This is a genomic window from Streptomyces wedmorensis, assembly GCF_000716445.1.
Classification (GTDB): Bacteria; Actinomycetota; Actinomycetes; order Streptomycetales; family Streptomycetaceae; genus Streptomyces; species Streptomyces wedmorensis.
Genome location: NZ_JNWK01000014.1, coordinates 54,868 through 65,947, shown reverse-complemented (window position 1 = coordinate 65,947; position 11,080 = coordinate 54,868). Strand labels below are relative to the sequence as shown.

At 73.8% G+C, this 11,080-nt stretch carries 11 protein-coding genes; 5 read left to right on the top strand and 6 right to left on the bottom strand.

The annotated features are described in order from the left end of the window. Positions 1-107: 107 nt before the first annotated feature. Both OO54_RS13880 and OO54_RS13875 read left to right on the top strand, forming a co-directional pair. A complete protein-coding gene (locus OO54_RS13880; RefSeq protein WP_033203164.1) occupies positions 108-545 on the top strand; it encodes an SRPBCC family protein in 438 nt (145 codons plus the stop codon). Positions 546-606: 61 nt separating this feature from the next. After that, positions 607-1,647, top strand: coding sequence for a MerR family transcriptional regulator (locus tag OO54_RS13875; RefSeq protein WP_033203163.1), 1,041 nt, complete (start codon positions 607-609; stop codon positions 1,645-1,647). On the opposite strand, the gene OO54_RS13870 is transcribed toward OO54_RS13875, so the two are convergent. The 6 genes from OO54_RS13870 to OO54_RS13845 all read right to left on the bottom strand — a co-directional run bounded on the left by OO54_RS13870 (position 1,595) and on the right by OO54_RS13845 (position 7,643). Further along, a complete protein-coding gene (locus OO54_RS13870) occupies positions 1,595-2,422 on the bottom strand; it encodes a DUF1295 domain-containing protein (protein ID WP_033203162.1) in 828 nt (275 codons plus the stop codon). The two genes, OO54_RS13875 and OO54_RS13870, sit on opposite strands and share 53 nt — an antisense overlap. A 94-nt stretch (positions 2,423-2,516) precedes the next feature. Next, entirely contained in the window at positions 2,517-3,842 is a 1,326-nt protein-coding gene (locus OO54_RS13865; RefSeq protein ID WP_033203218.1) for an SAM-dependent methyltransferase, read from the bottom strand. Positions 3,843-3,847: 5 nt separating this feature from the next. Then, positions 3,848-4,606 (bottom strand): DUF1365 domain-containing protein, encoded by a 759-nt coding sequence (locus OO54_RS13860; RefSeq protein WP_033203161.1) that lies wholly within the window; start codon positions 4,604-4,606, stop codon positions 3,848-3,850. Beyond that, positions 4,606-5,859 carry an NAD(P)/FAD-dependent oxidoreductase gene (locus OO54_RS13855; protein WP_033203160.1) on the bottom strand — a complete coding sequence of 418 codons (1,254 nt, stop codon included), beginning with the start codon at positions 5,857-5,859 and terminating at the stop codon, positions 4,606-4,608. Before OO54_RS13855 ends, OO54_RS13860 begins: the two co-directional genes overlap by 1 nt. 166 nt (positions 5,860-6,025) lie before the next feature. Further along, positions 6,026-6,604, bottom strand: coding sequence for a sigma-70 family RNA polymerase sigma factor (locus OO54_RS13850; protein WP_033203217.1), 579 nt, complete (start codon positions 6,602-6,604; stop codon positions 6,026-6,028). A gap of 373 nt (positions 6,605-6,977) precedes the next feature. Continuing rightward, entirely contained in the window at positions 6,978-7,643 is a 666-nt protein-coding gene (locus OO54_RS13845; protein ID WP_033203216.1) for an SDR family NAD(P)-dependent oxidoreductase, read from the bottom strand. 398 nt (positions 7,644-8,041) lie between these two features. On the opposite strand from OO54_RS13845, the gene OO54_RS13840 reads away from it, so the two are divergent. From OO54_RS13840 to OO54_RS13830, 3 genes are all read left to right on the top strand, one after another. Further along, the gene (locus tag OO54_RS13840) at positions 8,042-8,434 is read left to right on the top strand and encodes a DUF6479 family protein (RefSeq protein ID WP_051786930.1); all 393 of its coding nucleotides are present in this window, start codon (positions 8,042-8,044) and stop codon (positions 8,432-8,434) included. Between the two features lie 132 nt (positions 8,435-8,566). Beyond that, positions 8,567-10,060 carry a hypothetical protein gene (locus tag OO54_RS13835; protein WP_157856479.1) on the top strand — a complete coding sequence of 498 codons (1,494 nt, stop codon included), beginning with the start codon at positions 8,567-8,569 and terminating at the stop codon, positions 10,058-10,060. Between the two features lie 146 nt (positions 10,061-10,206). Next, positions 10,207-11,073 (top strand): cryptochrome/photolyase family protein, encoded by an 867-nt coding sequence (locus OO54_RS13830; RefSeq protein ID WP_033203158.1) that lies wholly within the window; start codon positions 10,207-10,209, stop codon positions 11,071-11,073. Positions 11,074-11,080: the final 7 nt, after the last annotated feature.

Below are 11,080 nucleotides of genomic sequence, written 5' to 3'. Positions count from 1 at the left end.
GCCGTCGTCCGCCGTCCGGTGCATCCGGACCGGCCGCCGGGGCGGAATCCCAGGTGACCGGCCGGCGTCGCTTGCGCCGGTGGAAGCGCGGGAGGAAGGCCGTTGCGGTGATCGAAGTGGAGCGGGTGATCATGGTGCGCCGGCCCTTGGCCGAGGTGGTGGCATACCTGGAGGACTTCGGCCGCACCGAGGAGTGGGACCCCGGCACCGTCCGCTGCGTACGGCTCGACGACGGGCCGGTGCGGCCGGGTGCGCGGTGGCGGAACACGTCGCGGTTCCGGGGCCGCACGACGGACCTGCGGTACGAGCTCGTGCTGAGGGAGTCCGCCCGGCTGATGTTCGTCGGGGAGAACAGGACGGTGACGGCACTGGACGACCTCCGGTTCGCCGCGGAGGGAACGGCCACGCGGCTGACGTACCGCGCTTCGCTGAGGTTCAAGGGATTCGCCCGGCTGGCCGCGCCGTTCGTGCGCGGGGAGTTCGAGCGGCTGGCGGACGAGGTGGTCACCCGCCTTCCGACGGCCGCCGAGGCATGGCGGTCCTGACGCTGTCCCCTCGCGCCGCGCCCCCAAGCTCGCATCGTTTCCGCATCGTAAGGTGGTGAGCATGTACGACACCGCCCATGGGATGACCACCGGCGCCGTGGCCCGGCGGCTGGGGGTCTCCCCCACCACCGTGCGTTCCTGGGACCGGCGGTACGGGGTCGGACCCGCCGTCCGCGCCGGCGGTCGGCACCGGCGGTGGAGTCCCGCGGACGTCTCGATGCTGGAGGAGATGTGCCGTCTCACGGCCGCGGGCGTACCGCCCGCCGAGGCGGCGCGAGCGGCACTGGAAGTGCGGTCCGGGGCACCGGCCGGCGGCGACGTGTCCGTCGGCGGCCCACCGGCCCCGGTGGCCGTCGAGCCGGCCGCGTCCCTCGGGGAACCGTCGCCGGCGCCGGCCCGGCGCGCGGCGGCCGGCAGCGGGCTGCCTCTCGGTGAGGTGTGGCAGGAGTGCCGCGGGCTCGCCCGTGCCTCCGTGCGCCTCGACAGTCCGGCCATGGAAAGCCTGCTCGAGACGGTGCTGGAGGAGTACGGGCTGGTCACCGCCTGGGAGGAGATCATGTCTCCGACGCTGCACGCGGTGGGCCGGAAGTGGGAATCGTCCGACGACCGCTACGTCGAGGTGGAACACCTGCTCTCCTGGCACATCTCCACCGCGCTGCGGCGGGCCGCCGTCACCGGCCCGGCAGCCGCTTCCCCGGCCCCTCCCGTCGTCCTCGCCTGCGTCCCGTCGGAACAGCACACGCTGCCCCTCGAGGCGCTCGCCGCAGGCCTGGCCGAGCGCGGGATACCGACGAGGATGTTCGGCGCCGCCGTGCCCGCCGAGGCCCTCGACGCGGCGGTACGACGGTCCGGTCCGGCCGCCGTCGTCCTCTGGTCCCAGGCCCGGTCCACCGCGAACCACGCGCTGGCACGCCACGTCGCGGGTACGACGTTCGGGGTACGGGGAGCACGCACCGCTCCCCTGGTCCTGCTCGCGGGGCCCGGCTGGCTCGGCCGGCCGCCGGGTCCGGGCACGGCGCGTCCCGAGGGCCTGCGCTCGGCGCTCGGCATCATCTCCCGGCTGTACGAGGAGTCTGCCGGGTACGAGGCGGCCGGGGGATGAAGCCGCTCGTGCGCGCCCGGTAGGCCGCGTACCCCGGCCGGTCGGCCATGTGGGCCTCCAGGAGCCGCTTGCCACTGCCCCAGATGAGCAGGGCGCTCATGACGAGCGGCGAGACGAGGGAGAACAGGGCGGTCTGCCAGGTGGCGCAGGCCGTCAGGTACAGGCCCCACCAGACGAGGAAGTCACCGAAGTAGTTGGGGTGACGGGTCCAGCTCCACAGCCCTCGGTCCATGACGCGTCCCCTGTTCGCCGGGTCCGCCTTGAACCGGGCGAGCTGGTGGTCCCCCACCGCCTCGAAGCCGAGGCCGGCGGCCCACACCGTGAGGCCGAGGAACGCGGTCGCCTCCAGTGGCAGGGGCAGCAGGACCGCGACCTGGACGGGCAGGGAGACGAGCCAGACGAGGGCGCCCTGGAGGACGTAGACCTTCCACAGCGCGTAGAGGGTCCGGTTGCCACGGGCTCGGGCGAGCATCCGGGCGTAGCGGGGGTCCTCGCCGTGGCCGCGGCCTCGCCGGGCGATGTGGACCGCGAGCCGCAGCCCCCAGACGACGGTGGCGACCGCGACGGCGGTCCGGCGGGCGTCGTCGCCGTGCCCGGCCGCCAGGGACCAGGCCACGATCGCGACCGCCGCGAAGGCGATCCCCCAGGCGATGTCGACGATCCGGTGCAGCCGTCTCGCGGTGCCGATCGCGAAGGTCACCAGCATGACGGTGAGCGCGGTGGCCGCCGAGGACCCGAGGACGAGTCCGAGGGCCCCGGCGTCGACGACGCTCATGACGCCTCCCCGTACCGGCTCGCCTGCCGTCCCTCGGCGCCTGCCGCCGCGGTCGCTGCCAGGGGGCGTACGGGCGGGCCCGGGCGGGCGGGGTTCACGGGGTCGTCTCCCGGTCGGCGGCGGTGAGCCGGAGCTGGCGGACGTCGAGGTACCCGGAGCGGAATCCGGCCTCGGAGTAGGCGAGGTAGAAGTCCCACATGCGCTGGAAGACGGGGTCGAAGCCGAGCGCGGCCACGTCGGCCTCCGCGTGGCGGAAGCGGGCCCGCCACTGGCCGAGGGTCTCGGCGTAGTGGTCGCCGTACCCCGTGTCGTCGGTGATGCGCAGTCCGGCGGCGGCGCTCTCGCGGGCGAGTGCCTCCGGGGAGGGGATCAGGCCGCCGGGGAAGACGTACTTGCTGATCCAGGTGTGGGTGCGGGCGGTGGCGAGCATCCGTTCGTGCGGCATGGTGATGGCCTGGAGCGCGACGCGGCCGCCCGGGGCGAGGAGGCGGCGGAGCGCGGTGAAGTAGTCGGGCCAGAACTCGGCGCCGACGGCCTCGATCATCTCGACGCTCACGACGGCGTCGTAACGCCCCCGGACGTGCCGGTAGTCGAGCAGTTCGACGCTGACGCGGTCGGCGACGCCGGCCAGAGCGACACGGCGGCGGGCGAGCACGAGCTGTTCCTCGGAGAGGGTGACGGTGCGGACGCGGGCGCCGCGGGTGGCGGCGCGGATCGCGAGTTCGCCCCAGCCCGTGCCGATCTCCAGAAGTTCGGTGCCCGGGCCGGTCTCCGCCAGGTCGAGGAGCCGGTCGATCTTGCGGTGCTGGGCGGCGGTGAAGTCCGCGTCGCAGACGACTTCCGAGGAGTGCGGAAGGGGGTCGAAGACCGCCGAGGAATAGCTGAGGCCGGGGTCGAGGAAGAGGGCGAACAGCTCGTTGGAGAGGTCGTAGTGGCGGTGGATGTTCTCGCGGGCCCCGTCGGGGGTGTTGAGGTCGGCCTCGGGCCTGCGTCGGACCCAGGCTCCCCGGAGCCGGCGCAGCGGGGCGGGAACGAGGTCGTCGACGTGGCGGGCGAGGACGGTGAGGACGCCGACGAGGTCGTCGGCGTCCCACTCTCCGGCCATGTACGACTCGCCGAAGCCGATCAGCCCGTCGGCGCCGATACGGCGGTGGAAGGCGTCCGGGTCGTGGAGCGTGAGCGACGGTGCGGAGCTGCCGTCGCCGGCCCGCCGGTCCGCGAGATCCACGCCACCGCCCTCGGAGAGGAAGACGGAGGGGGCGTTCCGTATCCGCAGGGGCAGCCGGGCGAGGGCGCGCTCCACGAGCAGGCGGGCGAAGGCGGTGCGTGCGGCGGATGCGCGCGGCAGGCGGGCGACCTCGGGCCAGCGGTGCGGGTCGACCGGAACGCGGCCGGTGCGCACGGCGGACGGGAGGGGCATGAGGGTCACAGGGTGCCTTCCTGCTGGGTGGGTACGGTCGGAGGGGTTCCGGCGGCGCGGGGCCGGACCGGAAGCCCCTTGAGGTAGAGGCGGACGCCGTGGAGGCGGATGCCGAGGGAGACGGCTGCGGTCGACCACGGGTGGCGCAGTGCGGCCGCGACCAGGGCGCCCGGACCGGGCGGCCTCCGGGTGCCGCGGACGGTGGCGGTCAGGGGCCGGGAACCGTCCGTGTGGCGGAGCTGCACGGTCAGGTCGAGGCGGTCGCCCGGAAGCGGCAGACGCATCCGGTAGGCGCCTTCCACGTCGAGGAACGGGGAAACGTAGAACTCCTTGGCCGTCTCGGCACGACCGTGCTCGTCGGGGTGCAGCAGGTACGCGTGGCGTCCGCCGTACGTGTTGTGCACCTCGGCGACGACGCAGACGGGGCGGCCCGCGCGGTCGTGGCACCAGTACAGGGTGAGCGGGTTGAAGACGTGGCCCAGCACGCGCGCGTGGGCCAGCATCAGGACCCGCCCGTCCGCCGCCCGCTCTCCATGTGCGGCGAGGCAGGCGTCGAGGCCGGCCCGCAGGGTGGGTGCGTCGCCGTCGAAGTGGTCGGCCGGGTCGAAGCGGGCGAGCGGGCGCAGCGGACGGGGCAGGACGGGCAGGTCGTCGAGGTCGACCAGCCACATGTAGGTGCGGTGGCGGAGCGAGTGACGGATCGGGGTCACGCGGGTGTGGGCGATCTCGGTCTCGTACAGGGCCGGTGCGGCGGCGGGAGTCATCACGGCGCTCCCAGGTGGCGGGCGGCCTCGACGCCCGAGCGGCAGCCGTCCTCGTGGAAGCCCCAGCCGTGGTAAGCGCCCGCGTACGCGGTGACGGGGGTGCGGAGCGTGGGCAGGAGGCGCTGGGCGGCCACGGACTCCGGCGTGTAGACGGGGTGCTCGTACGTCATGCGGGCCAGGACGGTCGAGTCGTCGACACGGTCGCCGGGGTTGAGGGTGACGATGTGCGGTTCGTCGGTGCGGAGTCGCTGGAGCCGGTTCATGTCGTAGCTGACCTGGACCGCGCCCGGGCGGGCGGCGCAGGAGGGCAGCAGGTAGTTCCAGGCGGCGCGGGCGTGCGGCGAGCGCGGCAGGACGCTCGTGTCACGGTGCAGGACGGTGGGGTTGCGGGAGTACGTGAAGGCGCCGAGGACGCGCCGCTCCTGCCCGGTGGCGTCGGCGAGGAGCCGCAGGGCCTGGTCGGGGTGGACCGCGACCACGACGGCGGCGTGCTCCGTGGACTCACCGTCGGCGGTCACGACCGTGGCACGGTCACTGCCCCGCGTCACGGCCCGCACCGGGGTCGCGGTCCGTACGGACGCGATCGACTTGGCGACGCGTTCCACGTACGCGGCGGAGCCGCCGGTGACGGTCTTCCACTGGGGGGACCCGGCCACCGAGAGCAGTCCGTGGTGGTCGAGGAAGCGGAAGAGGTACGCGGCCGGGTAGCGCAGGGCCGTGTCGGGAGCGCAGGACCAGACGGCGGCGACGAGCGGGATCGCGAAGTGGCTGACGAAATGGGCGGAGAAGCGGTGGGCGCGCAGGAAGCCGCCCAGCGTGAGGGTCATGTCCTCGGCGGCCAGCAGGCCACGTGCGGCGCGGTGGAAACGCGGGACGTCGGCGAGCATCGACAGGTGCCGGCGCCGACGGACGTTGCCGCCGCCGAGGAGGCCGCGGACGCCCCGCGCGCCGGCGTACTCCAGACCGCACCCGTCGCAGCGGACGGACATGCTCATCTCCGCGTCCTGTGTCGTCACCCCCAGCTCGCGGAAGAGGCCCAGGAGGTGGGGATAGGTCCGCTCGTTGTGGACGATGAAGCCGGTGTCGACGTGGAGCGTGCCGCCTTCGGGGGCGGGCAGTTCGTGGGTGTGCGCGTGGCCGCCGAGTCGGTCCTCCGACTCGTACAGCACCACGTCGTGCGTGCGGGAGAGGAAGTGGGCGGCGGTGAGGCCCGCCACCCCCGCCCCCACCACGGCGACGCTTCGTCCGTTCATCGTTCTCCACCCCTCGTGTGACGGCCGTCGACCGGTGCGGTGACGACGACCTGCTGTTCGGTCCTGCGGTACGCGCTGTTGTCGGTTGTTCGGAGCCGTCGGCCGGTCGGATGTGCGGGATCGGCGGACGGGGCGGCGGTCGGGGTGGTGGTCGGATCCGGGCCGGTCAGCTGCCGACGCCGGCACCGGCGGGTTCGAGGCTGTGCCGCATGCGCTGGAGTCCGCGGCGGGCGTGGCTCTTGACCGTGCCGAGCGGCATGCCGGTGCGGTCGGCGATCTGGACCTGCGTCAGGTCCGCGAAGTACGCGAGTTCCAGGACGTCGCGCTGGACCCGGGGCAGCCTGGACAGACCCTCGGCGACGACCAGCCTGTCGAGGATCCGCTCGGGCTCTTCGTCCGTCCGGTCCTCGTGCTCCAGGGAGGCGCCGAGGGTCGCCGCGAGCTCGGTGCGGCGGGTGCGGGCGGTCAGGGCGTCGGCGATCTTCCGGCGGGTGATGCCGGTGAGCCAGGCCGGCAGGCTGCCGCGCTCGGGACGGAAATTGGCCCGGCCTCGCCAGGCGGCGACGAACACCTGCTGGCTGACGTCCTCCGCCTCACGCGGGTCTCCCAGGGCCCGGGCCGCCAGAGTGTGGACCAGTCGGCCCCAGCGCTGGTAGGCGGCGGCCAGGCTGTCCTCGTCGCCCCGAGCCAGGCCGCGTGCGATCCGGTCATCGGCGTCGGGGTCGGGGTCGGCGTCCCCGGACATGGCGGCCGCTTGGGGGGTGGCGGAGGTCGCATCGTTAACGGCGGTCGCATCGGTCGCGGTGGGGATCACGTCGGTCGCGGTGGGGGCGAGGCCTTCGGTCCTCCGGTGTGCGGTCATGACGCTTCCTCCTCCGGGTGGTGGCACGGGCGTCCACCGGATCTTCCGCCGTCGCCGCGAGAGCGGCGGCTCCGGGACCTCGGTGACCCCGTCCCTCCTCACGGTCCGACCGATGCACCACCTGGCACAACCCGCATCGCTTTCGCATCGAAATGCCGGGGACACGGTTGTCCTGTGCGTCGAAACCGGAGAACCCGGCCCCTGACGTACGCGACGCGGCCGAGGTCCCGCAGGACCGTCTCCGCGTCCGTACGCCTCAAAGCGACGCTTCGGTCCCGTTCAGGATCGGTGCGAGTACGTACCGCTCCACCGCGTCAGCGGGGTCCGCTCCCGGGGGAAGGCCGGGAGCGGTGCCGGTCACCGCCCGGTCCGCGAACCCTCCGGCGAGGTGCGGCATCCGCACGTCGACGACCGTGACACCACGTCGGCGCTGCTCTCGCCCCACGATCCCCAGCCAGGTGGCGAACGCCGTCTTCGCCGCCGCGTAGTCGGCCGTGCCGACGAGCGGCCGGTCGACGACGGCCCCCGTCACGGCGACGACGGTGCCGCCGGGCTCCAAAACCGGAAGGGCTCCCCGGACGACCGCCATGGGAGCGAGGGCGTTCACGGTCATGAGATGCTCCGCGGCGGCCTCCGTGACCTCCTCGGCGCGCCCGAAGCCCGCCACGCCGATGGCGACGACGACGGTGTCGAGCCCCCCGAGGGCCTGGGCCGCCCAGGGCGCCAGGTCGGCGCATCCGTCCAGGTCGTAGGCATCGAAGGCACGGCACGGACCGCCGCCCGATTCACGCGCAAGGGTCGCGAGCCGGGTCGCGTCACGGCCCGCCAGCGCCGGGGCTCCGCCCCGCTCGGCCAGCCGCCGCACCACGAGCCCTCCGATCATCCCGGTCGCCCCGACGACGAGGGCCTTCCCACCGTCCACCGCCTCCACCTCCCGCACTCCTCCGTACCGGGCTCTCACACCTGCCGAGGACGGTTCTCCCGCGGCGTCCCGCGGGGATGCACCGCGCGGGCGGACCGTTCGCATCGGGATGCCGACCCGGCGCGGTCGCCGGACCGTCCACATCTGGATGCCCACCCGGTGCGGTCAGCCGGCCCGTCCGCATCGATTGCCGGCACCACGTGGCCAGGCGGACCGGCCCGCGTCGGACGCCGAACGTCGGACGTCGGACGCCGGACCGGCGCATCCGACCGGTGGCTCGCGGGAGAAACGCATGTCGAACGGCATCCACCGACCTGAACATCAGCCGACAGGGGCGACGGGTGACCAGCGGGCAAGCCGGCCGGTCCCCCTCCGCCCTCTCAGATCAGGGGTGAGCAATGGGTACGCACCCGATCGACGCGGGTCCCCTCACGCAGACCGCCGGTGTCTGGCAGACGGGGCTCGCCCAGGTCCTCGGAGGACTCGTCCTCGTGACCGTCCTCATCGGAGCCTTCGCCCTCGGCATGCGTCTGAGGGACAAGGAGGTGCCCCCGCCCGACCCCGGCTCCCAGCCGCAGCGGCCCGAGACCGACCGTCCGCCCGGCGAGATGTCGGAGTACCGGCGGCCCGCGGAGGTACCCAGCACCGACGGCGCGCACCGGCTCACCCCGCACCAGCTCAAGGGAAGCAGCACCGAGACGTCCACGGAACCGCCGAGCGAGGAACGCCGCAAGTGGGGCGGCATCTCCAGCGGCGGCTTCGGCAGCGGTGGCGTCGGCCACGGAGACTAGGCCTTCGCGATCCACTGCTACTGCCCCGCCCTCGCTCCAGGGCGGGGCAGTTTCCGCCACCCCCGCGTCGAACCTCTACCTTGAACTCCGGCGGAGATGACAAGTTGCGGTAAAAACAGGGGAGTTGGATTAGTGACGGCAGATCCGGCGGATACAGTGTCCGTCAGCGGGGTCGGCTTCGGGGACTACTACCGGGCGCATGCGGGGCCGCTCGTCGCGCTGTCGCTGTTGCGGGGCGCGGACCTCGTGGAGGCGGCGCGACTCGCCCAGGACTCGATGACGGTGGCCCGGCTGTGGATGGACCTGCCGGTCGCGAACGTGGGCGGGGGCGCGAAGGGCACCAGGCCCCCCGTGGTCAGCGCGCAGGCACTGCGGTCCTGGACGTGCCGGATGGCGGTCGGAGGCGGCTGCGGAGTGCTCCGCCCGGCGCACGGGACGGTGCCCGCGCTTCTGGGGAAGGGCAGCACCGACGCCCTGGTGCAGGCCCGGACGGTGGTGGCTCTCGCTCCGCTGAGAGAGTTGAACGAGCGTCAACTCAACGTCACGGCCTTTCGGTTGGCCGGCTGTGCGCCGGGAGCGATCGGCTACGAGTTGGGCCTGTCGATGCCGAAGGTGCACCGCACCCTGCGCCACGTCGGCAAGCTGCTCGGAGCGGAGACGGGGCCACGGCAGGAGAGAGGTGCCGAGGCGCCGGGGGAGGCTGAGGGGTCCGGGGCGTCCGGGGGGTCCGCGGAGGCGGACGTCAGGTTCGCGGAGCTGCTGGGCGAGCTGGCCGCCGCGCTGGATCCCGTCCTCGACCTGGGGGCCGGGCTGGACGAGGTGAGCGGCTCCATCGGCGCGGACGGGACCACCGCTCGCCGTGCCTCCGTACCGCCTCTGTGGAACCTCTCCCCCTCGCTCCCCGTGCCGCCCTTCGGTGCGCCCCTGCTGCACTCGTTCGCCGAGCCCGCGCCGTCCGGGATACGGGCGTACGCGGCCGGCCTCGCCCGGTACGACGCGCAGGGCCGCGAGGCTGCCCTCATCGGGTTCCCCGCGGTCGAGCTGGCGGCCGTACGGCTCGGAGCGGTGCTCGCCCTCCAGGTGGAGCGATTCCGGCGGGAGGCCGAGAGGTCCGGGACACGGGCCACCAGGGACGATTTCCGCAGGGAGGACGCCCGGGAGTTCGCGGTCGCACTGGCACAGGACGCCGCGCTCGCCGCGCCGATGTTCGACGCGGTGAAGGACCTCGACGTCCCGCGCCGCGTCGGATTCCTGGCGGCGGGCCTCGTCCATGACGACCCCTGGACGAACGAGGTCTCCTACGACGGGATCGAGGCGTCCCTCGCCCTGGCGCGGTTCCGGCGCGCGGCGGTGCGGGCGGCGCTGGTCGCGTCGCACCGGCCCGGTACGGACGCCTCCTCTCGGTCCGGCGGCGCGCTCGCCGAGGCCCTCACGCAGTCCCTGAGCGACACCCACCGGATGATCCACGAGCTCGACGAACTGAACAGCGACCTCTCGCGTGCCGAGTCGACCCTGCCGGACGGCTACTACGTCGACATGAACCGGAACTTCGACCTCCACCAGAGCTTCCACGCGGACCTGGCCCTCGGCATCGACGCCGTCCTGGAAGCCCTGTCTCAGGCGTAGGGGGTCTCCCGGAAGTCCCGCCGACGACACGGACGACGCGGACAACGCGGACAACGCGGACGTCCACCGCATCCGGCGGAGGCCCTCCGGACGAATGCGAAGTGACGGGTGCGACGGAGCACCGCGCTGACGAGGACGGTTGGGGCATGACGGACACGCACCGGCTCTTCGGGGACCAGTTGGGGCCCTCCTTCCTGGCGTCCAGCGGCGGCCCGGCTCGTGACGCCCCCGTGGTGAGGATCGAGTCGCGGGCGGCGCTGCGTCTCGTACGGTCGCTCGACAACGTCACGGTGCCGCCGCCGCGCGGGTTCCTGGTAGGCCCGGAGGAGTTCGCCGTCTGGGCTGACGGGCAGCGCACCCTCCGCACGGAGGGCTTCTACCGGCAGGTGCGCCGCGCCCACGACCTTCTGACGGAGGGCGGGGACCCGGCCGGGGGCACCTGGAACCTCGACCACGAGAACCGCCGGCCGCCACCGCGCGGCGCGCGCTCGCTGGGCGCGCCGGCGGCCTACCGGCCGCAGGAGGACGCCGTGCCGGCCCGCTGCGTGGCGACGGCCCTGCGCCAGGTCCGGGACACCGGCTGGACCCACCACATCCCGCGTCCGATGGTCCTGGGCAGCTACGCGCTCCAGCGCGGCTGGGATCCCGCCGCGGTGACCGACTGGTTCCACCGCAGCTTCGTCGACGGCTACGACCGGGTGATGCCGCCGAACGTCGTCGGCATGTCGCAGTACGCCGACGGTGGCCGGATGACGACCAAGCCGTACACCTCGGGCGGCGCCTACATCGACCGGATGAGCGACCTGTGCGGTCCGTGCCCGTACCACCCGGACCGGCGAGCCGGCGAGGACGCCTGCCCGTTCACGGCCGGGTACTGGGCCTCCCTCCACCGGCACCGCGAAAGGCTCGGCCGCAACGCCCGCACGTCCCGGCCGGTGCGGGGCCTCGAACGGCTGCGGGACCTGCCCGCCCTCCTGGAACGGAAACGGGCACGGGGCGGCGCACCGCCCTGACGTCGCT

Bases quoted from the DNA above. Each gene is read 5' to 3' on its own strand.
- OO54_RS13875 (WP_033203163.1), top strand. From the start codon at position 607: ATGTACGACACCGCCCATGGGATGACCACCGGCGCCGTGGCCCGGCGG.
- OO54_RS13870 (WP_033203162.1), bottom strand. From the start codon at position 2,422: ATGAGCGTCGTCGACGCCGGGGCCCTCGGACTCGTCCTCGGGTCCTCG.
- OO54_RS13865 (WP_033203218.1), bottom strand. From the start codon at position 3,842: ATGCCCCTCCCGTCCGCCGTGCGCACCGGCCGCGTTCCGGTCGACCCG.
- OO54_RS13860 (WP_033203161.1), bottom strand. From the start codon at position 4,606: ATGACTCCCGCCGCCGCACCGGCCCTGTACGAGACCGAGATCGCCCAC.
- OO54_RS13855 (WP_033203160.1), bottom strand. From the start codon at position 5,859: ATGAACGGACGAAGCGTCGCCGTGGTGGGGGCGGGGGTGGCGGGCCTC.
- OO54_RS13850 (WP_033203217.1), bottom strand. From the start codon at position 6,604: ATGTCCGGGGACGCCGACCCCGACCCCGACGCCGATGACCGGATCGCA.
- OO54_RS13840 (WP_051786930.1), top strand. From the start codon at position 8,042: ATGGGTACGCACCCGATCGACGCGGGTCCCCTCACGCAGACCGCCGGT.
- OO54_RS13830 (WP_033203158.1), top strand. From the start codon at position 10,207: ATGACGGACACGCACCGGCTCTTCGGGGACCAGTTGGGGCCCTCCTTC.